The sequence below is a fragment of the Chitinophaga sancti genome, assembly GCF_034424315.1.
GTDB lineage: Bacteria > Bacteroidota > Bacteroidia > Chitinophagales > Chitinophagaceae > Chitinophaga > Chitinophaga sancti.
In genome coordinates this window covers 4,893,756-4,920,169 of record NZ_CP139972.1, presented here as the reverse complement: position 1 = coordinate 4,920,169, position 26,414 = coordinate 4,893,756, and the positions used below count along the sequence as shown (strand labels likewise).

24 protein-coding genes are annotated in these 26,414 nt (G+C 44.9%); 13 read left to right on the top strand and 11 right to left on the bottom strand.

The window, feature by feature from the left end:
* The first annotated feature begins 8 nt into the window (after window positions 1–8).
* Window positions 9–1,451: a DUF1800 domain-containing protein gene (locus tag U0033_RS18970; RefSeq protein WP_072364272.1), complete on the top strand. Its 1,443-nt coding sequence runs from the start codon at window positions 9–11 to the stop codon at window positions 1,449–1,451.
* Between the two features lie 10 nt (window positions 1,452–1,461).
* Complete coding sequence (locus U0033_RS18965) at window positions 1,462–2,664, top strand: DUF1501 domain-containing protein (protein WP_072364271.1); 1,203 nt, start codon at window positions 1,462–1,464, stop codon at window positions 2,662–2,664.
* Here the strand turns inward: U0033_RS18965 and U0033_RS18960 are convergent.
* The 3 genes from U0033_RS18960 to U0033_RS18950 form a co-directional block, all read right to left on the bottom strand.
* Window positions 2,661–3,164: a hypothetical protein gene (locus U0033_RS18960; RefSeq protein ID WP_072364270.1), complete on the bottom strand. Its 504-nt coding sequence runs from the start codon at window positions 3,162–3,164 to the stop codon at window positions 2,661–2,663. The genes U0033_RS18965 and U0033_RS18960 overlap by 4 nt on opposite strands.
* A 128-nt stretch (window positions 3,165–3,292) precedes the next feature.
* The gene (locus U0033_RS18955) at window positions 3,293–5,347 is read right to left on the bottom strand and encodes an OPT family oligopeptide transporter (protein ID WP_072364269.1); all 2,055 of its coding nucleotides are present in this window, start codon (window positions 5,345–5,347) and stop codon (window positions 3,293–3,295) included.
* Between the two features lie 127 nt (window positions 5,348–5,474).
* Entirely contained in the window at window positions 5,475–7,169 is a 1,695-nt protein-coding gene (locus U0033_RS18950; protein WP_072364268.1) for a peptide MFS transporter, read from the bottom strand.
* Window positions 7,170–7,345: 176 nt separating this feature from the next.
* Here U0033_RS18950 and purD point away from each other — a divergent pair, with 176 nt between their 5' ends.
* The 9 genes from purD (at window position 7,346) to U0033_RS18905 (ending at window position 16,763) form a co-directional block, all read left to right on the top strand.
* A complete protein-coding gene (gene purD, locus U0033_RS18945; protein WP_072364267.1) occupies window positions 7,346–8,623 on the top strand; it encodes a phosphoribosylamine--glycine ligase in 1,278 nt (425 codons plus the stop codon).
* Window positions 8,624–8,925: 302 nt separating this feature from the next.
* Complete coding sequence (locus tag U0033_RS18940; RefSeq protein WP_012787871.1) at window positions 8,926–9,948, top strand: rod shape-determining protein; 1,023 nt, start codon at window positions 8,926–8,928, stop codon at window positions 9,946–9,948.
* A 74-nt stretch (window positions 9,949–10,022) separates the two neighbouring features.
* Window positions 10,023–10,913, top strand: a complete 891-nt coding sequence (mreC, locus tag U0033_RS18935) for a rod shape-determining protein MreC (RefSeq protein ID WP_072364266.1) — start codon at window positions 10,023–10,025, stop codon at window positions 10,911–10,913.
* Window positions 10,910–11,419, top strand: coding sequence for a hypothetical protein (locus tag U0033_RS18930; RefSeq protein ID WP_072364265.1), 510 nt, complete (start codon window positions 10,910–10,912; stop codon window positions 11,417–11,419). Before mreC ends, U0033_RS18930 begins: the two co-directional genes overlap by 4 nt.
* A gap of 57 nt (window positions 11,420–11,476) precedes the next feature.
* Window positions 11,477–13,435: a penicillin-binding protein 2 gene (gene mrdA, locus U0033_RS18925; protein ID WP_072364264.1), complete on the top strand. Its 1,959-nt coding sequence runs from the start codon at window positions 11,477–11,479 to the stop codon at window positions 13,433–13,435.
* On the top strand, window positions 13,435–14,727 hold the full coding sequence (gene rodA / locus U0033_RS18920) for a rod shape-determining protein RodA (protein ID WP_245801844.1): 1,293 nt from the start codon (window positions 13,435–13,437) through the stop codon (window positions 14,725–14,727). Before mrdA ends, rodA begins: the two co-directional genes overlap by 1 nt.
* A 78-nt stretch (window positions 14,728–14,805) precedes the next feature.
* Window positions 14,806–15,555 carry an MBL fold metallo-hydrolase gene (locus tag U0033_RS18915; RefSeq protein WP_072364263.1) on the top strand — a complete coding sequence of 250 codons (750 nt, stop codon included), beginning with the start codon at window positions 14,806–14,808 and terminating at the stop codon, window positions 15,553–15,555.
* The gene (locus U0033_RS18910; protein ID WP_083571764.1) at window positions 15,556–16,365 is read left to right on the top strand and encodes a helix-turn-helix transcriptional regulator; all 810 of its coding nucleotides are present in this window, start codon (window positions 15,556–15,558) and stop codon (window positions 16,363–16,365) included.
* 59 nt (window positions 16,366–16,424) lie between these two features.
* Entirely contained in the window at window positions 16,425–16,763 is a 339-nt protein-coding gene (locus tag U0033_RS18905; RefSeq protein WP_072364321.1) for a nuclear transport factor 2 family protein, read from the top strand.
* Window positions 16,764–16,825: 62 nt separating this feature from the next.
* Here the strand turns inward: U0033_RS18905 and U0033_RS18900 are convergent, their stop codons facing one another.
* From U0033_RS18900 to U0033_RS18865, 8 genes are all read right to left on the bottom strand, one after another.
* Window positions 16,826–17,314, bottom strand: coding sequence for a hypothetical protein (locus U0033_RS18900; RefSeq protein ID WP_072364261.1), 489 nt, complete (start codon window positions 17,312–17,314; stop codon window positions 16,826–16,828).
* Entirely contained in the window at window positions 17,315–18,433 is a 1,119-nt protein-coding gene (locus tag U0033_RS18895; protein WP_072364260.1) for a hypothetical protein, read from the bottom strand.
* Between the two features lie 123 nt (window positions 18,434–18,556).
* Window positions 18,557–19,108, bottom strand: coding sequence for an RNA polymerase sigma factor (locus tag U0033_RS18890; protein ID WP_072364259.1), 552 nt, complete (start codon window positions 19,106–19,108; stop codon window positions 18,557–18,559).
* A gap of 277 nt (window positions 19,109–19,385) precedes the next feature.
* Window positions 19,386–20,351: a transketolase family protein gene (locus U0033_RS18885; protein WP_072364258.1), complete on the bottom strand. Its 966-nt coding sequence runs from the start codon at window positions 20,349–20,351 to the stop codon at window positions 19,386–19,388.
* 106 nt (window positions 20,352–20,457) lie between these two features.
* Window positions 20,458–21,486: a UDP-glucose 4-epimerase GalE gene (galE, locus tag U0033_RS18880; RefSeq protein ID WP_072364257.1), complete on the bottom strand. Its 1,029-nt coding sequence runs from the start codon at window positions 21,484–21,486 to the stop codon at window positions 20,458–20,460.
* 276 nt (window positions 21,487–21,762) lie between these two features.
* Window positions 21,763–22,626 (bottom strand): glucose-1-phosphate thymidylyltransferase RfbA, encoded by an 864-nt coding sequence (rfbA, locus tag U0033_RS18875; protein WP_072364256.1) that lies wholly within the window; start codon window positions 22,624–22,626, stop codon window positions 21,763–21,765.
* 251 nt (window positions 22,627–22,877) lie between these two features.
* Window positions 22,878–23,882, bottom strand: coding sequence for an inorganic phosphate transporter (locus U0033_RS18870; RefSeq protein ID WP_072364255.1), 1,005 nt, complete (start codon window positions 23,880–23,882; stop codon window positions 22,878–22,880).
* Between the two features lie 40 nt (window positions 23,883–23,922).
* A complete protein-coding gene (locus tag U0033_RS18865) occupies window positions 23,923–24,576 on the bottom strand; it encodes a DUF47 domain-containing protein (protein WP_072364254.1) in 654 nt (217 codons plus the stop codon).
* 280 nt (window positions 24,577–24,856) lie between these two features.
* Between U0033_RS18865 and U0033_RS18860 the strand changes: the two genes are divergently transcribed.
* Together U0033_RS18860 and U0033_RS18855 are read left to right on the top strand one after the other, a co-directional pair.
* A complete protein-coding gene (locus tag U0033_RS18860) occupies window positions 24,857–25,693 on the top strand; it encodes a UDP-2,3-diacylglucosamine diphosphatase (RefSeq protein ID WP_072364253.1) in 837 nt (278 codons plus the stop codon).
* Between the two features lie 195 nt (window positions 25,694–25,888).
* Window positions 25,889–26,308, top strand: a complete 420-nt coding sequence (locus tag U0033_RS18855) for a hypothetical protein (protein ID WP_143150882.1) — start codon at window positions 25,889–25,891, stop codon at window positions 26,306–26,308.
* Window positions 26,309–26,414: the final 106 nt, after the last annotated feature.

The following is a 26,414-nucleotide window of genomic DNA, read 5'->3' as shown; positions in this document are numbered from 1 at the left end:
ATAAAACTATGGTTCCTGAAAAATTACAGATGCAGCACCTTGCATGGAGGGCTGGCTTTGGAGAACGCTATCCCGTAATAGCCGATTGGACCCATAAGCGCCGTAAACAAATTGTCAGCAAGATCCTCATCGGCCCAGCCAAAGATGAGACGACTCCCATCAGGATCATTGACCAGTCCGACCTTCCTGACTACAAAAAGAAAAAGGACCTGGATGCAGATACCCGCAAAATGGTGCAGCAAATGAATACGCAGGGCATCAAAGACCTGAACGTATCATGGGTGAATGAAATGGTGCGCAGCACACATCCCCTGCGAGAAAAAATGGCCCTCTTCTGGCACGGACATTTTGCCTGCCGCACACAGAATGTGCTGTTCAACCAGCAATTACTGGATGTGATCAGGGTCAATGCCCTGGGCAATTTTGGCGATCTGCTCACCGCTGTTTCCAAGACGCCTGCCATGTTGCAGTTCCTGAATAATCAACAAAATAAGAAAGCACACCCCAATGAAAATTTCGCACGTGAAGTGATGGAATTATTCACCATGGGTCGTGGTAACTATACAGAACAGGATATAAAGGAAGCTGCCAGAGCCTTCACAGGATGGGCTTTTGATGAAGAAGGTAATTTTGTGTTCCGGGAAAAAACACATGACGAGGGTGTAAAAAACGTGTTGGGTAAACAAGGAAATTTCAATGGTGATGATGTGTTGAAAATTCTACTGGAAAAAAAAGCAACCGCACATTTCATCACTGCCAAAGTGTATAAATTCTTTGTAGATGAGCAGACATCCGATGCTGAGAAAATCAATACACTTGCTGATAAATTCTACAGTTCCGGTTATGATATCAAAGAACTGATGCGCAACATCTTCATGGCAGACTGGTTTTACGATAGTCAGCTTATCGGCACACATATCAAATCACCTATTGAATTACTGGTAGGTTTTCGCAGAACTATCCCTGTTGATTTTGACAGGGAAGAAGTGATGATCTCCTTTCAACAGGTATTGGGGCAAACATTATTCTACCCGCCAAACGTAGCGGGGTGGCCCGGTGGCCGCAACTGGATAGATAGCTCGAGTCTCATGTACCGCATGCAGTTACCATCCATGATACTCTATGAAAAGGATTTCAATATTCAGCCCAAAGAGATCACACCGGAAATGGGAATGGGGAGTTATAAAACTACCCAGGAAGTGAATGAAGCTGCAAAAAAGCAATACGCAAAAAAGATAAAAGGGCTTATTCATTGGGATGATTATCTGCAGGATTACAAAGATGTTACGCGCGATGATCTCGCTGCCACAATTGCTGATACGCTTTTGCAGAACAGTAAAAACGTAAGCAGGCAAATCCTGGAAAACTACGCTGACATTACATCCAGGGAACAGTTCATTAAAACAGTAACCATCGCAGTGATGAGTACACCGGAATATCAATTGTGTTAAAACTTATTGTATGCTAATACTGAACAGACGTCGTTTTTTACAAGCGGGTTCACTGGCCTCGGCATCTATGTTCGTACCAAAGTTCCTGAAGGCATTGGAGCATTCAACAGCTGCCATGGTGCCACCTGGCAATAAGGTACTTGTGATAATCCAGTTGTCAGGTGGTAATGATGGTCTGAATACCGTCATCCCATATCGCAACGATATCTATTATCAACTCCGCCCCAGCTTAGGTATACAAAGAGAAAAGGCCTTGTCGCTCACAGATGAAACGGGTCTTCACCCTGCCATGGTCGGCATGAAAGCATTGTATGATGATGGTGGTATGGGCATCCTGCAAAACGTAGGCTATCCTAATCCTGATCGCTCACATTTCCGCTCGATGGACATCTGGCAAACAGCCAGCAATGCTGCTGATTACTGGGGCAATGGTTGGGTAGGCCGCTACCTGGATGCACAGTGTAAAGATTGTGATAAACCCGTACAGGCACTGGAAATAGATGATACTTTAAGCCTGGCCATGAAAGGCGAATTCCAGAAAGGATTGGCTTTCAATGATCCTGGTAGATTAAGTGCCGGCATGAATGCAGCGCTTTACAGAGATCTGATGCATAACCATCGGGATGAGGAATCCAATGTAGACTACCTGTACAAAACACTGGGCTCTACCTTATCATCTGCCAACTACATTCAAAAGCAATTTAAAACATACGATACCAAAGAAGACTATCCATCCACACATCTTGGAAAAAGTCTGCGCACAATTTCAAAGCTCATCATGTCTGACATCAGTACCAAGGTATACTATGTATCTCATGGTAGTTTTGACACCCACGTCAATCAGCAATCACAGCAACAGAACCTGTTCAAACAACTGGATGATGCGGTAACTGTATTTACCCGTGATCTGAAAAACAATAACCGCTTTCAGGACGTAGTGGTCATGACCTTTTCGGAATTTGGCAGAAGGGTAGCGCAAAACGCCAGCAATGGTACAGATCATGGTACTGCCAATAATATGTTCCTGATAGGAGGTGGATTAAAGCAGCAAGGCTTACTGAATGAGGGGCCTGATTTAACGAACCTGAAAGATGGAGACCTGCAATACAAAGTAGATTTCAAGCGAGTGTATGCTACACTGCTCAACAAATGGTTGGGGGCAGATGACAAGGCCATCTTAAAACAACACTACGATTATCTGTCATTTATTTAGAGGGTGTCTCTGACAAATACCGCCCTGATAAAACCCTTCACCATTGGTTTGGGAGTAATGGTGCCGGAAGTATCTACAAGCTCTCCATCAAAAGATCCTTCAATCAGGGTATCCATAACATTGGTGATATGAAAGTTCAGCGTACCATACGTATAATTCGCCTGTAGATTGTAAGAAAGGCCTGCAAACCCAAGGCGGATACCGTTGCCCTGAATTGTAGAAGAATAATCGCCGGGTCGAATATTTTCTGTTTCAGAAATCAGTTTGAACTGCACCATCTCACCATGATTACCTGTAGCATGAATGTTGAGAACAGGGTAATCATTAGTAGCGTCGTTATCTGTAAGGTTCGCTGGAGAGAGCACTGCAGTGGGATTTTCAGCCAGTACAATCAGACTATCTACCTGAAAGGAAGTATATTTTCTGATTGGTTCGTTGTTATCGTGCTTGCAGGCGCTTATCAGCAACAAAATTCCGGCTAAAGCAAATAATGGGCGCATGTGATTTTGGGTTTTATGTAGCTAACGAATAATGTAAGGAGTTAATTGTCAATCGATAATTAAAAGTAAATAAAAAAGCGTTTTTGACCATCGGTCAAAAACGCTTTTTCCCTTTTTATAAGGAAATATTAGGCTTCTTTGCTTTTTGTCGCAATGCGATAGAGATAATATCCCATCGCGGCAAAGCCTGCTACACCGAGTATATAATAACCTTCTTCACCCAATGGACCAGAAAGCCCCTTCTCCATGTTCAGCGCATCCAGTGCCGCTGCCGTGCCATTGAAACCAGCCATGATCGCTATGATCACACCAGCTACCGCACCACCGGCTACAAGCCCTGTTGCAAACAGATTACCTTTGCCCAGTTCTTCTTCTTCAGCAGATAATTTAATATTCTTCTTCTTGTTTTTCATATCTACTACACCACGAATAGCGCCACCAATCGCAATTGGTAAAGTAGTAGACAATGGCAGGTAAGCACCTACTGCAAAGGATAATGATTTAATACCACACAGCTCCATTACAATAGAAAGGAATACACCTACCAGTACAAACTGCCAGTCAAGGTTATAAGAGAGGATACCTTTTGCAAGGGTCGCCATCAGTGTACCCTGTGGAGCCGGGAAATAAGTACTACCGATTGCGTGGTCAGTAACACCATTCGCAATCATTGCAGCAGTAGGCTTATCCAGGAATTTCACTGTCAGACCAATCACGATAGAAGATACGATTGCACCAATGAAGAGTGATAACTGCTGGTACATAGGAGTGGCACCCACAATGTAGCCAGACTTCAGATCCTGCGATGTACCACCGGCATTTGCAGCAGCAATACAGATCATACCACCTACTACCAGTGCCATTGGCTCATAAACTTTACCACTCCAGCCTACAGCGATGAACACCAGGCAGGTGCCCATCAGGGTAGCGATGGTCATACCAGAAATAGGGTTGTTGGAAGAACCGATCAAACCAACGATACGGCTGGATACAGTTACGAAGAAAGCACCAAATACAACCACCAGCAGGCCTACCAGCAGTTTTTTGCCAACAGAATCACCTGGCAGCTGAGGCAGGAATGCCATCAGGATGATCAGGGCAATGCTACCAAATAATACCAGTTTCACATTCAGGTCTCTTTCAGTACGGGGTACTTCAGCAGTACCAGCTGCACCACCTTCACCTTTCTTCAGGGAGCCAAGGCTACCTTTGAAAGAAGATATGATAGTAGGGATAGTTTTGATCAGCGTAATGAAACCACCGGCGGCTACAGCTCCGGCTCCTATCTGGCGTACATAGGCAAAGTAGATTGCAGCAGAGTAATCAGTGAAAGTATGGGTAGCTGGATTCCAGTTACCTTTTCCTCCAGGAGTAGCGAGATCCGCCAGGTAACCGAGTTTTACCAGCTGGGTAGCAATCAGGTCGCCAGGCAGCAAACTTGCCAGCAAAGGAATCAGCACTAGCCAGGACAATACACCACCCGCTACCAGTACACCGGCAATGCGGGGCCCAATGATATACCCTACACCCAGGTATTCAGGCGTTATATCAGCACTTATTTTAGCAGAAGGGAAGAATTTATTAACCTGTTTGGTCATGTAGGTAGGCGTTTCCGCGATAACATGGAAAACCTTTTGCAGCAGTGCATATATTACAGCAAAGCCCAGACCATAGAAAGCTGTTTTAGCAAAATCACCACCTTTCTCACCTGCAATCAATACATCACCACAGGCAGTACCTTCAGGGTAAGGCAGGGTATCATGTTCTTTTACAATCAGGGATCTGCGTAGCGGAATCATCATCAGGGTACCCAGGATACCCCCAAAGATGGCAAGGATGAGGATCGTGAAGTAATTAAAATACTGATCGCTGTTCTTATCAGACAGGAACAAAAAGCCTGGTAACGTAAATACCACACCCGCAGCAATTGACTCACCTGCTGAACCAGTGGTCTGGATAATATTGTTTTCCAGGATGGTGGTTTTGAAGAATCTCCGGCCAAGCGTAATAGCAATAACGGCAATCGGAATAGACGCGGACACCGTTAAACCCGCTTTCAGTGCAAGATACACCGTTGCGGCACCGAATATAATACCAAACATGCAGCCCAATAAAATGGACTTGACCGTAAATTCCTTCATCTTCACCTCTGGTGAAACAAAAGGCTTAAAATTATCTGCCATAGTAAGTGTTGGTGGGTATAGTTAGATTTTGTTCGGGGGGCAATATAAGACTTATACCCATTTTACCCCTAAAAAAAATGCTCCTGCCGGGGAGCAGAAGCATTTCTGATATAGGATTTTGACCTTGTCAATAAGCGCCAGTCTTCTCTTTTACGACACCGGCAATCCATTTACTGATCATCATCATCACTACAAACGCAATTGCTGCAGCCACAGTCAGGATCATGAAATAGATCTTCTTGTCAGTAAAGCTATCCCAGAATGTACCCATCATACCAGCTACTTTACCGGCAATGGAGTTCACCAGGTACCAGCCACCCATCATCAGGGCTGTAAGACGTGGAGGGGAAAGCTTGGATACCATAGACAATCCAATAGGGCTTACCAAAATCTCACCTACCGTGAAGATGGCATAAGTTCCTACAAGGAAGGCCATAGAGCTCTTATCCACATACACATTTGTCATTGAAGCCGCAAAGATCATGAGCAGAGACGATAAACCGGCAATGAAGATGCCCATCGCCACCTTTACAGGGGTAGTCGGTTCTTTGCCTCTCTTCGCCAGCCATGCAAAGAATCCAAGGACTAACAGGGTGAATATCACAATAAATCCAGGGTTGGCAGACTGGAAGATCTCCGTAGAAATCAGTTTCATTTGCCCGCTGGCTGGCCATTTATCCTTAGGCAGGTTCTGGAAATAAGGATCAGGACCCTGTACCGTAATCGTATTACCCTTGCCATCGGTCACTGCACGGAATTGTGCATCGATCTGGGTGACAGGGTGAGGGTCGGTGGTCACGGTTTGCAGCATCCCCATTGGTTTGGCTACCTTTTCCACACTTTCTGACATAGAACGGTCAGTATACTGATCAGCCCAGATAGTGAGACCTGTACTATTCTGGTTGTAGATTACCCAGAACACGATCGCTACAGTAAAGAAGGCAAGCAGCGCACCCAGTCCGCGTTTATCTTCCTTATTAGCAGTAGTATACAAACGAATATAAAATATAATGATAGGTACACATGCAAACATGAAAGCATCGATGGATGGTGTACCAAACAGCGGATGCCCGATAAAGTTCTGCATGAAATAACCCAGTACCGCAGCAAGGAAAGCTGGCAGCAATACCAGGCCAAGGATTTTGCTCATAGGCATATCATCCTTCTGTACAGGTTTGCGGATATCCCCTTCAGCAATCACTTTGGATTTGGTGATGAAGATGAACAGGCCAATCAGCATACCTACACCAGCAGCAGCAAAAGCATAGCCCCAACCCAGTGAGTTACGCAGATAAGCGGCTACGAAGTTACAGATGAAAGCCCCGATATTCACCCCCATGTAGAAGATGTTGTAGGCAATATCCTTTTTAGGTTTCAGGTCCTCCCTGTTGTAGATATTACCCAGGATGGTTCCAATGTTTGGCTTGAAGAAACCATTCCCGATAATGATCAGGGTAAGAGAAATGTACATGGCCATTTCGCCGGGAAAGGCCAATCCGAAATAACCCGCAGCCAGCAGGGAGCCGCCTAAGATTACCGCTTTACGATAGCCGAGATACCTGTCGGCCATTAACCCCCCTATGAACGGCGAGAGGTAAACCAATGCAATATATGTACCTACGAGATCAGAAGCGTGGCCGTTTGTAAAGCCTTTACCGCCATTGGCAGTTGGATCTATCAGGTATAGGAAGAAGATCCCGATCATCAGGTAATACCCGAAGCGCTCCCACATCTCAGTAAAAAAAAGAACATAAAGGCCTTTGTGGTGGCCGCTATTTGGTTTTGGTGCAATTACAGGCTGCTCAACAGCAGTTTCAGTCATAATTGGTTCAGTTTTGTTGATAAGTAAGTCCTATGAAGGCGGCAAGATAAATAAATTAGGCTTTTTATCGAGAAAAATGGTGTTTTTGGTTAAATTTTGGCCTTTCTTTGCAAAAAATTTGGAAGAACGGGGCAGAAATGGCTGAATTCGCTCAAATTACACACTGAACATACAATATGAAGATTTTACTATTAGGAAGTGGTGGCCGGGAACACGCCCTGGCCTGGAAAATGACTCAAAGCACTTTATGCGAGCAGTTGTTCATCGCCCCCGGTAATGCCGGTACTGCCCAACATGGACAGAATGTAGACATCGCGGTGTCCGACTTTAAAAAGATAAAGGCTTTTTGTCTTGAAAACGCCATTACCCTGGTAGTACCAGGTTCTGAAGAACCACTGGTAAAAGGAATCTACGATTTCTTCCAGCAGGACGAGGCTTTGAAACACATCCCTGTAATGGGGCCTTCTGCCTATGCCGCTCAACTGGAGGGCAGCAAGGCATTTGCAAAGCAGTTCATGAGCCGCCACAATATTCCAACTGCCGCCTACAGGGAGTTTGACGAAAGTACCTATGAAGAAGGGGTAGCTTATCTTCGTCAGCATGCTACACCTATCGTCCTCAAGGCCGATGGCCTGGCTGCCGGTAAAGGGGTGGTGATCCTGGAAGATCGCGAAGCTGCGGTGACTGAGTTCACACAAATGATCCGCGAGGCGAAGTTTGGTGATGCCAGCAAAAAGGTTGTTGTAGAACAATTCCTTTCTGGCATAGAATTATCTGTATTTGTGCTCACGGATGGCAAAAGCTACCAGCTGCTGCCTTCCGCGAAAGACTATAAACGTATTGGCGAAGGCGATACCGGCCTGAATACCGGTGGTATGGGAGCTGTATCCCCTGTTCCATTTGCTGACAAAGCATTCATGGATCAGGTGATCGAACAGGTTGTCAAACCTACGGTAGATGGATTGGCTAAAGAGAACATAGCTTACAATGGCTTTATTTTCTTTGGTTTGATCAAGGTAGATGGCGCTCCGTTTGTGATAGAATACAACTGTCGCATGGGAGATCCTGAAACTGAGGTAGTAATGCCTCGCCTGCAAAATGACCTGCTGGAGCTGTTTCAATCAGTGATAGATGGCAAACTGTCTGCACAAAAAGTTTATGAGGATAGCCGCGTGGCCACCACAGTAATGCTGGTAGCCGGGGGATATCCGGAAGCATATGAGAAGGGTAAGGTCATTACCAATATTCCTGCCCAAACGCAGGATCAGCTGGTATTCCAGGCAGGTACAAAGGCATCCGGTGGTGACATCCTCACCAATGGTGGCCGTGTACTCACCATCACTTCACTGGCTTCTGATCTGGGTATTGCGTTGTCGCATAGCCGGCAAACTGCAGAATCTATTGATTTTGAAGGTAAATATTACAGGAGGGATATTGGATTCGAGTTCGTGTAAGCCCAGCAAGGGTAGGCCTGTGGCTATGCAGGCACCACTACTGTCGCATAACTCATTCATTCATAGAGAGCAAGACCATACTATAAAGAACGAGCGATCGTTTAAGCGTTTTCGAGAGTCATTACTATGCCGGCTAACAGGTTGTTTTTAACTGTTACAACTACTAACCGGCTCATCAAATACAATAAATAACATTTTTTAATATTATAGTTGTATTATTGAGAAAACATACAATTTTAAGATTGTATATTCGTTGGAATTATTCATTTTTGCACACAATAATATTTTGACCATATTAAGCAATGGGGTTCTTTAATTTTTTAACTCAGGAAATAGCGATTGACTTAGGTACAGCTAATACGCTGATCATTCACAATGACCAGGTGGTGGTGGATGAACCTTCCATTGTTGCTATAGAACGCGCTAGCGGAAAAATCGTGGCTGTTGGTAAAAAAGCCATGATGATGCACGAGAAAACGCATGAGTACCTGCGTACCATTCGTCCTCTGAAAGATGGTGTGATCGCGGACTTTAACGCAGCAGAAGGAATGCTTCGTGAAATGATCAAACTGGTGTATCCAAAGAAACCTTTGTTCTCTCCTAGCTGGCGTATGGTAATCTGTATTCCATCCAGCATTACAGAAGTAGAAAAACGCGCCGTACGCGACTCTGCTGAACAGGCAGGCGCTAAGGAAGTGTTCTTAATACATGAACCGATGGCCGCTGCGCTGGGTATCGGTATTGACGTAGAAGAGCCGGTAGGTAACATGATCATCGATATCGGAGGTGGTACCACCGGTATTAGCGTGATCGCCCTCGCTGGTATCGTGTGCGACCAGAGTATCCGTATCGCCGGTGACGAATTCACTGCCGATATCATGGAAGCCCTGCGCCGCTATCATAGCCTGCTGATCGGTGAAAGAACTGCTGAGCAGATCAAAATCCAGATCGGTTCTGCACTGAAAGAACTGGACAACCCACCAGATGATGTTGCGGTAAATGGACGTGACCTCGTAACCGGTATTCCTAAACAGATCATGGTATCCTACCAGGAAGTAGCCGAAGCGCTGGACAAATCCATCTTCAAGATTGAAGAAGCCATCCTGAAAGCACTGGAAACAACTCCTCCCGAACTGGCTGCCGATATCTACCGCAGAGGTTTATACCTGACCGGTGGTGGTGCCCTGTTACGCGGCCTGGACAAACGCCTGACCCAGAAGATCAAATTGCCGGTACATGTGGCAGATGATCCACTGCGCGCCGTGGTAAGAGGTACCGGTATCGCACTGAAACACGTGGGTAAGTATCCGTTCCTAATGCAATAATAAAAGTAGCCTGCAAGGCAGAGCGTCAAAAAAAACGGTCAGCTTTGCAGGCTTCTTTATAGAAATAAAATCCTGTGCGTAATCTCATCATTTTCTTAAGGCGCTACTTTAATTTTTTTCTGTTCTTGCTGCTGGAAGTGATCTGTTTAGTGCTGGTCTTCCAGAACAACGATTTTCAGAAAACAGCCTACCTCAATTCCGCCAATAACATTAGCGCCAGGTTATACGAACGTTACAACAACGTAGAATACTACTTTCACCTGAAAGCTACAAATGACAGTCTGGTAAAAGAGAATGCCCGCCTGCACAATATGCTGCGCACAAGTTTCGACACTGTTATCCTCGACAATATTGTTAAAAATGATACCATTCGCCAGTATGGCACTGATACCATCCGCAAAGTGGTCAGTACTTCTGTACGCCGCTACCTGTACAAGGCAGCCAAGGTAGTCAACAACTCAGTTACCAACCCAATCAACTATATCACCATTCACCGTGGTAGTGCCGATGGCATCCGTCCAAATATGGGGGTAGTTGGCCCAAGTGGTGTGGTTGGTATCGTACGTAGCGTAAATGATCATTACGCAGTAGTGCTCTCTCTCCTCTCCAGAGGTCGTAACTTCGGTACCAGCGCCCGCCTTAGCAAAAGCAAGGAAATGGGGATGGTTCGCTGGCACGGCGGTGAAGCCGGCTATGCCACCATGGAAGATGTGCCTAAAAGCGTACACCTCGTAAAAGGGGATACCGTAGTCACCAGCGGTTACTCCGCCTTCTTCCCTGAAAATATCCCGATCGGTTACGTAGAATCAACCGAAGAGGTAGACAAAGCCAGCACCTCCTTTAATATCAGGATCCGCCTGGCTACTAACTTCTACAACCTGCAATATGTGTATGTAATTGACAACCTCTTGCAGGATGAACAAAAATCTTTGGAGGATTCAACTTACAAGCTGATCAAACAATGAGCATACTGTTAAGAAATATAATCCGTTTTGTGCTTTTGCTGTTGTTGCAGGTGTTTGTTCTGAACAAGATATTGCTGCATCAGTCGGTTAGCTTCAACATTTACATGCTTTTTGTGTTGTTGCTGCCTTTTAACCTGCCCCGCCCGGCACTCATGCTGCTGGCACTGCTCATGGGCCTTACCCACGACATGTTTATGGATACCATGGGTATGCATGCCGCTGCATGTGTATTTATAGCTTATCTGCGACCATTTATTATCAACATCCTGTCACCACAGGGTGGTTTCGAAACTACACAGAAAACCCCATCTATGACTAGTATGGGCGTATCTCAGTTTCTGATCTATGCTTCTATTCTGGTATTCCTTCACAATCTGATCTTCTTTTCATTGGAGGTATTCAACGTAGGTAGCTTTTTATACCTGCTGCTGAAGATCGTCTTCTCTACCGCTGCGAGCATTTTCCTGATCGTGCTGTATGAGCTGTTGTTCTTTTCGAGGAAGTAAAATGTATAGTATCTTTATAAAGAAGGATACCTTTATTAATAATGCATCTCCGGGGAAATGTCTGTTTATAACCAACCCAGAAAACGGGTCATACAAATTATATTCCTTGGCATGGTCGTACTGATCATGACAAGGCTTTTCTTTTTACAGATTGTCGAGAAGAAATACTCCAAGCTGGCCGATGCCAACGCGGTACTCCGCAAAGTAGTTTACCCCAGCCGTGGTATCATCTTCGATCGCAAAGGTCGTAGTATCCTCAGCAACGATATTATGTACGACCTGGTCGTTACACCTATCAATGTCAAAAATATTGATACGGCCTACATGTGCGAAATCCTGAATATCAACAAAGAAGAATTCAGAAAACGTATTACCGCCTCCATCCTCAAGAATGGTAGCCGCCGTGTATCCGTATTCGCTCCCCTGCTCGCCCCCGAAACCTTCGGTAAGCTGCAGGAAAGCATGTATATGTTCCAGCCCGGGTTTGAACTGGTGCCCAGGCAAATCCGTTCTTACCCATTTGCTGCTGCTTCTAATATCTTAGGATATATCGGTGAGATCTCTCCCCAGATGATGCAACGCCCGCAGTACAGCGACTATAACCAAGGTGACTACCTGGGGATGACCGGCCTGGAAAGAACTTATGAAGAAGTGCTGATGGGCCAGCGTGGTATCCAATACCTCGTAAAAGATAACCTGAACCGCCCCCAAGGCCCTTATGAACATGGGGAATTCGATACTGCCGCTATTGCAGGTAAGAATCTCCGCCTCTCCCTGGACGTTGACCTGCAGGTACTCGGTGAACACCTGATGCGTAACAAGATAGGTAGCGTAGTAGCTATCGATCCGCAGACAGGAGGTATCCTATCTATGGTAAGTGCACCTACCTTCGACCCGAATCTGCTGACAGGTTCCTTCAGAGCACGCAACTTTAGCCGTCTATTTACTGATACGACCAAACCACTCTTTAACCGTGCTATCCAGGCAGGCTACCCACCGGGATCTTCCATGAAACCGCTGACGGCACTGATTGCACTGGATGAGGGTGTAATTACACCAAGTTATGGTTTCCCTTGTTTTGGCGCATATACCTATTGCGGACGCCCGATAGCCTGTACCCACCACAATGCCGGACACGCAGCTAACCTGCGACTGGCCATCGCTAACTCCTGTAACGCCTACTTTGTTCACCTCTACAGGCTGGAAGTAGATGCGGCAAAATGGGGTGGTGTAAAGAAAGGTCACCAGAAATGGCATGATTATATTTCTTCCTTTGGTTTAGGTCACAGGCTGGGTGTGGATATTCCGAGTGAATCCGGTGGTAAAGCCATCGATACTGCAGGTATGAATAAATTATATCGCGGTCAGTGGAACTCCTGTTCAGAACTGTATGTAGGTATGGGTCAGGGCCAGGTAGTGGCCACACCATTACAGATGGCAAATGCGATGTGTATCATTGCGAATCATGGTTCTTACTATGTACCTCACTTTGTGAGCAGCATAGATAATGATAACACCCACCTGCTGGATAAATACAAAGAAAAACACGTGGTAGCCCACGTATCAGATACGTCTTATCGTTCAGTAATCTATGGTATGGAGGATGTGGTGGAAAGAGGTACTGGTCAGATAGCCCGTATCGACAACATCATTGTATGTGGTAAAACAGGTACTGCAGAGAACAATGCCATTGTAAACGGTAAGCTTACCAAACTGAAGAATCACTCTGTATTCGTAGCATTTGCGCCGAGAGACAATCCTAAGATTGCCATTGCCGTAATCGTAGAAAATGCAGGTTTCGGTGCCACTTACGCTGCTCCTATTGCCAGCTTAATGATCGAGAAATACCTGAATGACACCATATCAGTAAAACGCAAACCACAGATGACAAAGACATTGAATGATGTAACCATCGATCCTGTGGTAAGAGACAAGTCCAAGCTGGATTCCCTGAACGGAGCTTCAGCTAAAATGACAACAGAACAAATACTTAAACTCTATTTTCCGAATAACTAATGATGAACCGCCGGCAGCAATTAAAGTTGACAGAAGGTATTGACTGGCCTATCATGGGTCTTTATCTGGCATTGGTGTTCGTTGGCCTCTTATCGATCTTTGCTGCAGAGTACAGGGAAGGCGATAATATATGGAACGATATCATTCACCTGAATAAGAACTATTCCCGTCAGATAATGTGGTTAGGCGTATCAGCCGTATTGGCGACCATCATCTGGCTTACAGATAGTAAGTTCTTTACCGCTACGGCAAATTTGCTGTATGCAGGCGGTATCTTATTATTGCTATTGGTGATCGCCATTGGTAAAGACGTAAAAGGTTCTCACTCCTGGTTAGTGATAGGTGGGTTCCAGTTCCAGCCTGCGGAGCTTACGAAACTATGTACCAACCTGGCACTGGCGAAATACCTGTCCTCACTGGAGACAGATTTTACCAAACTACGGGCGCGTTTAATCGCTGCCTCACTGGCACTCATTCCCTGCGCCATCATCATTTTGCAGGATGAGACAGGTCTGGCGCTGGTGTACTTCTCTTTCTTCCTGGTGATGTACAGAGAAGGTTTGCCTGCGGTATTGCTGGTGATCGCATTCTCGGGAATCGTGTTAGTCCTGTCCGCATTATTGGTGGATAAGAATATCCTCTTTTACATATTCACAGGTATCACAGCATTGGTGATCTATTTCATGCGCCGCGACATCAGAAGACATCGTTCCAAACTGGCGCTGATAGTAGGTGTCTATGCATTCTGTTCAGTGTTTGTGATGTTCATCGTACCATTTGCATTTACCAAAGTGCTGAAAGATTACCAGGTAAAGCGTATCAACGTAATGCTGGGTAAAGAGAATGATCCGAAAGCTACTTACAATACAAGGCAGAGTATGATTGCCATCGGTTCTGGTGGTGTGATCGGAAAAGGATACCTGAAAGGAACACAAACGAGATATGATTTCGTACCTGAACAAAGTACTGACTTTATCTTCTGCACGGTGGGTGAAGACTTTGGTTTCGTTGGCTCATTGATATTTATAGGGTTATATATTGCCCTGCTCTTACGGATCATATTTGTGGCGGAGCGACAGCGATCGACGTTTAGCAGGGTCTATGCATACGGGGTGGCCAGCATAGTCTTTTTCCACATGGCCATCAATATATCGATGACGATAGGTCTGGCACCGGTAATTGGTATTCCGCTGCCGCTGGTGAGTTATGGTGGATCCTCCCTGATGACGTTTACAATGTTGATATTTATAATGCTGAGACTGGATGCTGACAGGCAGATGGTATTAAGATAAAAAGAACGCTCCCGCCTTAGACGGGAGCGTTCTTTTTTTATTCCGTACCTTTGCATCCTCACTTTGGCATTTGAAACTATGGCACGTATTATTCCATTATCAGAAGGGTCTTTCACTGTAGATGCTACAAAAAAGTTCGTTCCTTACAATCCATCAGTAGACACCTTGCAGCAACGATCAGGTGGTTCCCTGCTGGTAGAAATCCAACCTTTTCTTGTCATCACCAATCAGGATTTCATCCTTTTTGATACAGGTCTGGGCCTCCGCAATAAGGACGGGGTATTGCAAATACATCAACACCTGATCGATAATGGTGTGAATCCAATGGAAATTACCAAGGTATTGATGAGCCACCTGCACAATGATCACTCCGGTGGAGTTTCTGCAATAGATACTATCACTGGTCAGCGTCAACTTACATTTCCTCACGCCACCTATTATGTGAACAGGCAGGAACTTCAGTATGGCCTGGAGCATGATGGTAAATCATATAATTCTGAGTATATCTCCCTTCTCCAGAATTACGACAACGTTATCTTTACCGAAGGCAATGGCACTATCGACGATTATATCTCGTACGAAGTAACCGGCGGTCACTGCCCTTATCACCAGGTATTCCTTATTGATGATGAAGATGGTAAAGTCTTCTTTGGTGGTGATGAAGCACCTCAGATGTCTTACATGCTCCGTCGTTTTGCTGCGAAGTATGATTATGATGGCAAGCGTGGCCTGGAACTCCGCGAACAGTTCAAAAAACGTGGGAAGGCGGATGAATGGACATTCCTCTTCTATCATGATACAAAAACTCCTTTCACGAAATTCAAATAGATGTATACCGCGTATGATAATCTCTGCTTTACGGGCCATACACACATGCAGGTCTGGAGACAGGGATCATACAACTGGGCTGCTTACAGCGAGTATAACCGCAAAACAGATCATGAAGTATACACACCCCTTAGTATCCTCAATCTGGTGATACATGGGCAAAAGCGCATGTATGACGGGCAGCGTATTCACCACCTGCATGCGGGAGATGTATTCCTCATTCCCGCATGCTCCCTGGTTTGCTCTGAAATACTGGGCAGGAAAGAAGGCTATGCAAGTATCAATATCGTATTGCAGGATGAATGGATTGCAGCGTTACCACCTTCTGCTGAAGTGGAAATAGCGACCAGGCAGCTAGCACCTCAGCCTCATTGGCAAAACTTTTCCGCTGAGTTATTAGACGCTTTCAACAGAAAGTCCTCCCTGCCTGCAAACTATGTAACACAAAAGGCCCTGCAACTCATGCCGGCAACAGCATTACAAATGCTTCGCCGCTCATTATCCAGCGAGCTCCCTGTACAAACCATCGGAGAGGAACTGACCACTCCCATACAAATAGAAGACCTGGCCCGCCAGAGTTATATGAGTAAAGCCACCTTAAAAAGGCGCTTTCAGCAACGCTATCTCAAAAGCCCTATGCATTGGGTATGGGAAAAACGACTGGAAAGAAGCAGTTTTCTTCTAAGGACCACCACCCTTTCCATTCAGGAAATTGCCTACAGCAATGGCTTCGAAAACATTCCGCACTTTTATCGCCTTTTTCGTCGTACATATGGTATGACGCCCAGGGAATGGCGATCAGTAAAATGAGCTTTTCAGCAAATAATCCTGTCATCCCGTTCTCTAACTTGTTTTTTAAAAAAGAAACTATGAGCAATTTCGCGCAGGAATGGCTGCAGGCCTGGAACTCCCACCAGCTGGACTCAATTATGTCTCACTATGCAGAAGATGTTGTTTTTTATTCTCCCTTTATCATTAAGATCAACAACGATCCCGCCGGCAATCTCCAGGGAAAAATGGCTTTGCAGGCGTATTTCTCAAAAGCCTTAACGGCATATCCCGATCTGCATTTCGAGCTGATTCAGGTATTGGAAGGTGTAAATTCTTTTCTCCTGTATTATCGTAGTGTGGACAATCGCCTGTCTGCGGAAATGATGGTGTTGAACCATGAGGGGAAGGTGAAAGAAGTAAGAGCGCACTATGCCTGAATAATAAGGCCTCCCGGAAAGGGAGGCCTTATTATTTATTCGTTATATCACATCAATAGTTATCAATTTCTCCATCTGCGGGGGCCTGGGCCTCCCATGTTTCTAACCTGTCTTTCTTTCAGTTGTTGTAGCAATACTTTCCTGAATTCTCTTTCTGACCTGAACACCGACCCTGCTTTATTTGCTGGCAGTACTTTCTGAAATTCTTTATCGTAGTGGCTTTTGATATCCAGCATGCGCTGGTCGTATTTCAATTCCGCATTGGGGGCGCTATTTTTTTGATCTGTCTTTTCCACTTTCGCAGCAGTAGAGCGGTTATTCCGCTCTGCAATCAGGATCTCCACTTCTTTTGTATACTGGTTGTACACCGGCCAGAATTTTTGGGCTTCATCAGGTGTAAGATCGAGCTTCTGAGCCAGGTAAGCTATTTCTGCTGCCCGGATCTTGTCTTTTATCTCAGCATCGCTGCCGCCTGACTGCGCTATACCCGGTAAGGGCCGACACAGAAGGACGGTGATAAAAAATAAGCTCAGTATGTAAAAATGTTTCATTTAGTTTTTAATTGGACTTTCTTCTTTTAAAGAACCAGTGTTTTCCAGGTAGCTTTCAATGTCCTTGGTAGACAATCCTTCCGGCAATGCTGTCGTCTCTGTTGTTGTCGCTTTTGTCGCTCCCGTTCCTGCGGTCACTCCCATAAGGTCATCCTTGTCAAAAGCATCCATGTGGTTTTGCAGGTATTCCAGAATTTCCTGGTCACTTACATCAGATAAACTTGCCTCCGCGAGGTTAATGGTCGCAGCAGCCCCGGTTCTTTGCTGGGTGTGCAGCATGTAGTATATGCCACTGGTGCCCAGGAGCGCAATCATACAGGCGGCCGCCGCCCATTTGTAGAACTGCATTCTGCGTGGGCGCATGTTCACCACTTTAGCCGGTTCTTTTGCAAGGGCCATGATCTGTTCATCCAGCTGATCGAAATAAGCAGCAGGAACAGAGAAAGGCATTGCTTTGGATACACCTGCCAGCAATGGGGAAATTTCAGCCAGTTCATCCGCCACTTCTTCACTTCTTACCTTTTGTATTACCTGGGCAGACAACTGTTCAAAGTAGCCTGCAGGCATGGAGAAAGGGGCGGTTTTGGTCAGCTCTGCAAAAGGAGATACGCTTTCTTCTTCCTGGATCTGCTGGAGCAATTGGGCAGGGAATTGCTCAAAATACCCTGCAGGCAGGAAGAAAGGCATTGCCTTAGGCATAGACGCCAATAGTGGAGAGAGTGCTGCCAGTTCGGTAGCGGTTTCCTCCATTTTGATCTTTTGCATCACCTGCGAGGACAATTGCCCGAAGTATCCGTTTGGCGGAGGGGTAAGGGGAGATGTCCGGGATATACCGGTCAATTCCGGGGCCAGCTCTTCGTTTACGAGTGCAATGATCTTTTGGGGCAATTGCTCAAAATACCCTGACGGCGGGGCGGAGAAAGGGAGGTCTTTGGAAATACCAGTAAGTTCCGGCAGCTCTTCTTCCCTATCTATCTGACGCACTTTATCAAGGATTATTGCTGGCAATGACTCAAAGTAACCAGCCGGAACCCCTGACAGGGGCGCCTCTTGTGGCCATTGAGCGCCAGGAATAAGCTCCTGAAGTTCGTTCGCAATATCGTTGCCTTTGGGTATCATTATGGTAATTAGACAGCAGAAGATATGAATAGTTTAAAGACTAACTTGTTTCGTCTTTGAATTTTTCACTTTCATCTCAAAAATTAAGGATTTCACCTCAAAATTTCAGCAAATGTCGCAATTTTAGCCGTTCTTAATAAATTCTTCTATCTTTTTTACGGCGTGGTGGTAGGAGGCTTTCAGCGCACCTTCTGAGGTGTCCAGCACACGACTCATTTCTTCATAGGGCATCTCGTCATAGTACCGCAGGTTAAATACGATCCTTTGTTTTTCGGGTAGTCCAAGAATAGCTCTCTGCAGTTTCCATTCCAGTTTATTTGCATCAAACTGACTATCAGCTTTCAGCGTATTACTAAGCCCTGTTTCCACATCGGACAGGGAAACAGATGTATTTTTCTTTTGTTTTTCCAGGAAGGTGAGGCACTCATTGGTAGCTATCTTATAAAGCCATGTGTATAACTGGGCATCTTCCCGAAAGCCTTCGAGGTTCTTCCATACTTTTACAAATACATTTTGTAAAACGTCGTTCGCGTCGTCATGATCCAGCACCAATCGCCTTACATGCCAATATAAGCGCTCCTGATATTTCTGAATGATATACGTGAATCCCTTTTCCCTTGTGGCAGGATCCCGGTACAAACTCAGCAATGTCTTATCATCCTGGATAATGGCCATACTAAGGTTAAATGGTTAAAGAATGGAATTTAATTAAAAACCACCTATTAAGATGGTTTTTCCCACGGAAAGTTTAATCCCCCATAAGAGATAGATATTAAACCATGAATGCTGAAAGCTGGCCCTCCTTCCGCCGAACTACCAGGAGATATCTTCCGGATTTCCTGGTAGTTCGGTTATTTTTTAAAAGAAAATGCCGGAATGACTTAATAAAAAAAATATAGGCTGACCGTTACCAGTCAGCCTACAGTCTTATAAAAAGCTCCTTACAATAAAATTACTTTGCCTTCTTCCTGGCGATTGCCTTTTCAGCAGCAGCCACGATATGATCCGCATCCAGACCATATTTCTTCAGCAGCTCCAGTGGCTTACCACTCTCACCAAACGTATCTTCAGTACCTACATATTCAATAGGCACTACATGATTACGTGCAGCTACCTGCGCAATGCTATCTCCCAAACCACCCAGCACATTGTGCTCTTCGGCAGTTACAGCACAACCGGTCTTCTTAATAGAAGCCAGTACAGCTGCTTCATCCAGTGGCTTGATAGTGTGGATATTGATGATTTCCACGCTATAACCTCTTTCTTCCAGGATCTTACCAGCTTCGATAGACAGCCATACCATGTGACCACAGGCAAAGAGCGTAACATCAGTGCCTTCATGCAGGATCTGCGCTTTACCTACTTCAAATTTCTGATCTTCCGGCGTGAAATTAGGCCATTTTGGACGGCCAAAACGCAGGTAAACCGGACCATGATGTTCCGCAATCGCAATAGTAGCAGCTTTGGTCTGATTAAAATCGCAAGGTACAATCACAGTCATACCTGGCAGCATCTTCATCATTCCTATATCTTCGAGGATCTGGTGAGTAGCACCATCTTCACCCAGGGTTAAACCTGCATGGGATGCACAGATCTTCACATTCTTGTCAGAATAAGCAACGGACTGACGAATCTGATCGTATACACGTCCGGTTGAAAAGTTGGCAAACGTGGTAGTGTAAGGGATCTTACCGCCAATGGTCATACCAGCAGCGATACCTATCATGTTGGCTTCTGCAATACCGACTTGTACAAAACGATCAGGAAACTCCTTAATAAAGGCATTCAGTTTCATAGAGCCCAGCAGATCAGCAGTCAATGCTACCACATTTGGATTTCTACGCCCGGCCTCCAGGATTCCTTCTCCAAATCCTGCGCGGGTTTCCTTCTCATTTAACGGTTTAATGTCTTTTACCATAGCCTTTATTATAAGTATTGAGCCTTAAAAATAATAAAAAAGATGAGCATGTTATATCTTTTTATTGTTGGCAAAGGGCATGCTCGTTTTAAGTGTCTGTATTACATTAATTATTCAGCACTCTGTCTCTCAGGGATACCTCCCACTGCCATGCAGTCCTCATCATATCCTCGATGCCTGTTTTAGGCTCCCAGCCCAATTCTGACTTAGCTTTGGTATTATCCGCATAGATCGCAATTACATCTCCCGGACGATCAGGTCCCAGTTCATAATTGAGCTTCACGCCAGAGATCTTTTCGAATGCCTTGATGGCTTCCAGCACGGTTACACCATTACCGGTACCCAGGTTGAAAACCTCACAGTTATTGGAGTTTTTCTTATCGATCAGGTATTGTAATGCTCTGGTATGTGCATTCGCGATATCCATTACATAGATATAATCGCGGATACAGCTACCATCGCGGGTATCAAAATTATGCCCGAACACAGTCAGCTTAGGAATTTTACCGATTGCTGTCTGGGTGATCACTGGCACCAGGTTATCAGGTTTACCCAGCGGCAATTCACCAATCAGGGCAGAAGGATGTGCACCTACCGGGTTGAAATAACGGAGCAGGATAGACTGTGTGCTGTTTACACGGCTATAATCCTGAATGATCTGTTCACCCATTTGTTTGGTACGTGCGTAAGGAGATTGTGCTTCTCCCAGCGGAGTTTCTTCTACTACAGGCAGTGCTGTGGTATTACCATACACGGAGCAGGAAGAAGAGAACACCATGTTAGGAATGTTGAATTCCTTTACACATTTCAGTACGTTAGTGAGTGAAGTGAGGTTGTTCTGGAAATATAACAGGGGCTCTGCCACCGATTCTGGTACTGTTTTCAGGGCTGCGAAGTGAATGACACCCACGATGTCACGGTTTTCGTGGAATACGGCGTGTGTATCTTCCAGGTTGCAGAGGTCAACTTTGTAGTTACGGACTTTTTTACCTGTGATTTTTTCTACGCCTTCCAGCAATTGTGTACTACTGCGGATATTGCTGTCTACAGAGACTACGTCAAATCCATTGTTAATCAGATCTACGATAGTGTGAGAGCCAATATAGCCACAACCGCCGGTAACAAGAACCTTCATATGATTTGTTTTTTAGAGTTGGTATCAAAGTAACAAAAAGCGAATTACGAATTTATGTCGTAAATACCATATTCTCAAAATATTGGTCAGCCAGTCTGGAACCAATTTCAATTTTCTAGTCTAAAAATCACCTGGCAATTGCCTGTGGCAGTTGATGGGCCTTCGAAAAGGGCCTGCAACCGGCTTCATGAAATGCTACGCAATACATCTTTCTATTCGCAAAAAATCGCTTCTGCCTTGCGGCAAAAGCGATTTTTTGGTGTATGTATCTCAACATTATTGTTTCAGTAATGACTCCAGGTAATTGCCATACCCGCTCTTCAAGAGGGGTGCCGCCAGTTTGTGCAACTGTTCTATGTCAATAAACCCTTGTCTGTACGCGATTTCTTCGATACAGGCGATCTTGATCCCCTGTCTTTGCTCTATCACCTGTACGAACTGGGATGCCTGCATCATCGAATCGAAGGTACCGGTATCGAGCCATGCAGTACCACGGGGCAGGATAGATACTTTCAGTTTGCCTGCTTCCAGGTAAGCCTTGTTCACATCTGTGATCTCGTATTCACCACGGGCGCTGGGTTTCAGGTTCGCGGCAATCTCTACCACATTGTTGTCATAGAAGTATAATCCCGGTACGGCATAGTTGCTCTTCGGCTTCGCCGGCTTCTCTTCGATAGATACCGCCTGCATCTTGTCGTCAAACTCGACTACCCCATATCTTTCTGGATCTGATACCTGGTAGGCATATACGATCCCTCCCTGCACATTTACATTATTGGCGAGCTGGGTACCCAGACCTGCACCATAGAATATATTGTCACCTAATACCAGTGCGACATTGTCCTTCCCGATAAAGTCCTTTCCGATCACAAATGCCTGTGCCAGGCCATTAGGTTCCGGTTGTTCAGCATAAGTCATATCCAGCCCCAGTTGCTTGCCATCTCCAAAGAGACGCTTGAACGCAGGCAGGTCATGAGGGGTGGATATAATAAGGATCTCCCTGATACCAGCCAACATCAGCGTAGACAATGGATAGTAGATCATCGGTTTATCATACACCGGCATGATCTGTTTACTGATAGCATAAGTAATGGGGTGTAAACGAGTGCCTGAGCCCCCGGCTAAGATAATACCTTTCATTTCGGTTTATTATATGATAAACAATCATCAACAAGCATTTTCCTCAAAAGTCAATCCTATCTGATAAAGAGAACTTTTGCGGAAACCACCTTATTGACATAATAGGATACTGGGTTTTCCAAAAGCCTTACAAAAATAGGGGGATGGGGAGAAAAAAAAGCAGCAGTGGGAAAATATCCATAAAAAAAGCCGGCGTGAGAAATAACTTTTATATTCCCACGCCGGCCCGGCTATATTGATCCGAAGATCGTTTAAATAAAGAGATTCACGACGAAATACACGGCAGCAGCCAATAAGGCACTGATCGGAATGGTCAGGATCCATGCCCAAAGCAGGCTCACGGTTACCCCCCAGCGTACTGCTGAAAGACGTTTGGTAGCACCTACCCCGATAATAGAACCGGTAATGGTGTGCGTAGTACTTACAGGAATGGCCAGTGCTTCTGTGAGGTAAAGCGTAATGGCACCTGCGGTTTCAGCAGCTACACCTTCCAGTGGGGTCACTTTCGTGATACGGGATCCCATAGTTTTTACAATTTTCCAGCCACCACTCATGGTACCCAGACCAATTGCAGCAAAACAGGAGAAGGGAACCCAGTTCGGCACATGCGCCAGATCGGGAATTAAACCATGTGCTACCAATGCAGCTGCAATAATACCCATTACTTTCTGCGCATCATTACCACCATGGGCAAGGCTCAGTGCACCTGAAGATACCAGCTGCAGACGTTTGAACCAGCTTTCTGCCCTATATGGGTTTGCCCTGCGGCAAACGTTCATAATTATAATGGTGATCACAAAGGCGACGGCCATCCCTATAAAAGGGGCCAGTGCAATAAAGTAGATGATTGGCATCACCTTACCGTAGTTGATCACGTCAAAGTTACCATGAGCAGCAGCAACGGCAGAGCCAATAAAACCACCAATCAGGGTATGGGAAGAGCTGGATGGAATACCATACCACCAGGTAAGGAGGTTCCATAAAATAGCAGCAATCAGCCCGGAGAAGATCACTTTCAGCGTGATAAACTGCTCAAATACTGATTTGGCGATGGTATTACCTACCTTAAATTCACCATAAACGTATTTTGAAATAAAAAAAGCGGCAAAGTTGAATATAGCAGCCCACAATACGGCTTGAAACGGGGTCAGCACTTTTGTGGAAACGATCGTAGCTATAGAGTTGGCAGCATCATGAAACCCGTTGATAAAATCAAAGATGAATGCCAATATAATAATTGTGACAAGTAAGGCCATTAGAATAAAGTTTGCATAAAGCCATTAGAGTACCGGGCTATTATGCATATTTAATGATGATGGATTCGATCACATTCGCACAGTCTTCGCATTTATCGGTAGCAATTTCCAGTGCCTGATACAATTCACGCATTTTCAGCAGTTCACCTGCATTGTTGGATTCCTTCTCAAACAGGTCCGCAATGGCCATGTCATAAATATCATCAGCATGGTTTTCCAGGCTGTTGATCCTTACACAGGCATCAGTAATATTACGCATATTAGACATGTTTCTCAGTTCCGGGATCGCTTTGTGCAGTTCCAGGGTACCCTGGTAGATCAGATCAGCCAGTTTACGAACACTATCATTAATATCTACTACTTTGTAAAGATCAAGTCGCTTTGCAGAACCGTGGATGTAATCTGCTACGTCATCAAGAGTAGCTGCCAGGTGGTGAATATCTTCACGGTCGAAAGGAGTAATGAAGTTCTGGCCCAGTTCTACAAATATGCGATGGGTAAAATCGTCATTCTTATGCTCCAGTCTCTCGATCAGATGCGTTTTATCTTTCCTTACAGCAGGGTCTGTAGCATTTGTCAACTCTATCAGAACCTTTCCCATTTCTACCAGATTGGCAGCTACATCTTCAAATAATGAATAGAATACCCTGTCCTTAGGAATAAACAATTTTACAAAGGAATTAAAGCCTCCCATACGCTATATAGTTTGAATTTGCCGCAAAAATAGCTTTCCGCGACCAATACCTCCAAGAAATAATTTTTCTTAATGATTCCTTAACACTGGATTAATATAAAAGTAATATAGCAATTTTTTCTTTGTATTGTTAAAACCTGTGGTGTACGAGCTTGGTTTTCAGGGATGTTTTATCCGGGGAAAGCCCTTTCACACAGGTCCATACACCTACAGCGAGCTAATACTTTTTTTATCACCATTAGAACAATGAACCAGGTATTCCGGTTCACCAGCGTAAACAATGTCCGATAAACGCCCACTTGATATAGTCGTTATTTCCGATGTACATCTCGGAATATACGGCTGTCACGCAAAAGAGCTTGTCCAATACCTTGATAGCATTGATCCTAAGATCCTGATTCTCAATGGCGATATCATCGACATCTGGCAGTTCAGCAAGCGCTACTTCCCTAAAGCCCATACCAAGGTGATTCGCAGAATCCTGAAAATGACAGGAAAAGGCACAGATGTATATTACCTCACCGGTAACCACGACGAAGCCCTCCGCAAATTTGCAGGTTTCGGTCTGGGCAACCTTACTATTGATAATAAACTCATTCTGGACGTAGACGGTAAAAAACACTGGTTCTTCCATGGCGACGTTTATGACGTAACCATGAAAAACTCCAAATGGCTCGCTAAACTGGGAGGCAAAGGCTACGACCTGCTCATCATCCTCAACCGCCTCGTGAACAATGTCCTGGAAAGCATGGGCAGGGAAAAGATGAGTTTTTCCAAAAAGGTGAAACATGGGGTAAAACAGGCAGTGAAATTCATCTCCGATTTTGAACAGATCGTAGCTGAAATCGCTGTGGACAAAGGATTTGACGTTGTAGCATGCGGGCATATCCACCAGCCGATCATTAAAGAAATGGTACACAATGGTAAAACCGTGACCTACCTGAACTCTGGTGACTGGGTGGAAAGCCTTACTTCTCTTGAATATGTTAATAAGGAATGGACCCTCTATCAGTACCCTGTAACGAAAGCAAAAGTAGTACTGCCAGAAGAAGAGGAAGATCAGCAGATCTGGGGGGATCTCGATCTATCCAAAGCGGTGACCTTCCCAAATTCATAAAATCGTTTATGCTAATCAAAATATTATTTAGCCGGCCACAAGCCGGCTAAATAATAGATTAAACCCTTAAATTATATATGTTATAGTTTAACATATATTTATGATTAGATAACACCCCCTTAATATTCACTTAATACACACGAACTAAGTTTGCAAACAAATTCAGTAAGACTGGAAATAATAATCCAAACGTAAATGAAAGTATTGAAGTTACATCCTTTAATGACAGTATCCCTCTTGCAGATGCAGTTCCAACGGCTACTCTCGTGCAACATTGCTGTTTATATGCGGAACTCCCCGGCGAATGCTTTTGATACCTTGCAGGAAGCCGGCTTTCTGGAAAATATGCTCATTGAATACCCCATCGACGAAACCCTAAGCCTTCGCGAATTCGAAGAAGAACTGGAAGACAGATTCAACTTCACCCTCGAACTCTGCAACAAAGACAACAAACCATTCACCAACAAAAGCATGCACCTGTTCCAGCTGATCAAAGGCATCAGTGACGTTGCCAAAACAGGTTATGCAAACGGGAATGAATATAACATTCAGCTCGAGCGCCTAATTAACCTTCATAATAATAACAGGCAGGGACCACAACCTTTTTCCTGTTGACGATTATTTACATCGCTGTGTAAACCTTATATTCCTATACCTATAACGCATCTACGTAAACTGTTAACATACAGGTAACCCTCAGTTAACACTGCGGTTATATTAC

Coding starts and splice junctions, on each gene's coding strand:
- mrdA (WP_072364264.1), top strand. CDS start 11,477: ATGTCTGTTTATAACCAACCCAGAAAACGGGTCATACAAATTATATTC.
- U0033_RS18960 (WP_072364270.1), bottom strand. CDS start 3,164: ATGCGCCCATTATTTGCTTTAGCCGGAATTTTGTTGCTGATAAGCGCC.
- U0033_RS18890 (WP_072364259.1), bottom strand. CDS start 19,108: ATGGCCATTATCCAGGATGATAAGACATTGCTGAGTTTGTACCGGGAT.
- U0033_RS18895 (WP_072364260.1), bottom strand. CDS start 18,433: ATGATACCCAAAGGCAACGATATTGCGAACGAACTTCAGGAGCTTATT.
- galE (WP_072364257.1), bottom strand. CDS start 21,486: ATGAAGGTTCTTGTTACCGGCGGTTGTGGCTATATTGGCTCTCACACT.
- U0033_RS18860 (WP_072364253.1), top strand. CDS start 24,857: ATGTCCGATAAACGCCCACTTGATATAGTCGTTATTTCCGATGTACAT.
- U0033_RS18885 (WP_072364258.1), bottom strand. CDS start 20,351: ATGGTAAAAGACATTAAACCGTTAAATGAGAAGGAAACCCGCGCAGGA.
- U0033_RS18865 (WP_072364254.1), bottom strand. CDS start 24,576: ATGGGAGGCTTTAATTCCTTTGTAAAATTGTTTATTCCTAAGGACAGG.
- U0033_RS18905 (WP_072364321.1), top strand. CDS start 16,425: ATGAGCAATTTCGCGCAGGAATGGCTGCAGGCCTGGAACTCCCACCAG.
- U0033_RS18910 (WP_083571764.1), top strand. CDS start 15,556: ATGTATACCGCGTATGATAATCTCTGCTTTACGGGCCATACACACATG.
- U0033_RS18955 (WP_072364269.1), bottom strand. CDS start 5,347: ATGGCAGATAATTTTAAGCCTTTTGTTTCACCAGAGGTGAAGATGAAG.
- U0033_RS18870 (WP_072364255.1), bottom strand. CDS start 23,882: ATGGCCTTACTTGTCACAATTATTATATTGGCATTCATCTTTGATTTT.
- purD (WP_072364267.1), top strand. CDS start 7,346: ATGAAGATTTTACTATTAGGAAGTGGTGGCCGGGAACACGCCCTGGCC.
- U0033_RS18930 (WP_072364265.1), top strand. CDS start 10,910: ATGAGCATACTGTTAAGAAATATAATCCGTTTTGTGCTTTTGCTGTTG.
- U0033_RS18855 (WP_143150882.1), top strand. CDS start 25,889: ATGAAAGTATTGAAGTTACATCCTTTAATGACAGTATCCCTCTTGCAG.
- U0033_RS18915 (WP_072364263.1), top strand. CDS start 14,806: ATGGCACGTATTATTCCATTATCAGAAGGGTCTTTCACTGTAGATGCT.
- U0033_RS18970 (WP_072364272.1), top strand. CDS start 9: ATGGTTCCTGAAAAATTACAGATGCAGCACCTTGCATGGAGGGCTGGC.
- U0033_RS18965 (WP_072364271.1), top strand. CDS start 1,462: ATGCTAATACTGAACAGACGTCGTTTTTTACAAGCGGGTTCACTGGCC.
- rodA (WP_245801844.1), top strand. CDS start 13,435: ATGATGAACCGCCGGCAGCAATTAAAGTTGACAGAAGGTATTGACTGG.
- U0033_RS18900 (WP_072364261.1), bottom strand. CDS start 17,314: ATGAAACATTTTTACATACTGAGCTTATTTTTTATCACCGTCCTTCTG.
- rfbA (WP_072364256.1), bottom strand. CDS start 22,626: ATGAAAGGTATTATCTTAGCCGGGGGCTCAGGCACTCGTTTACACCCC.
- U0033_RS18940 (WP_012787871.1), top strand. CDS start 8,926: ATGGGGTTCTTTAATTTTTTAACTCAGGAAATAGCGATTGACTTAGGT.
- U0033_RS18950 (WP_072364268.1), bottom strand. CDS start 7,169: ATGACTGAAACTGCTGTTGAGCAGCCTGTAATTGCACCAAAACCAAAT.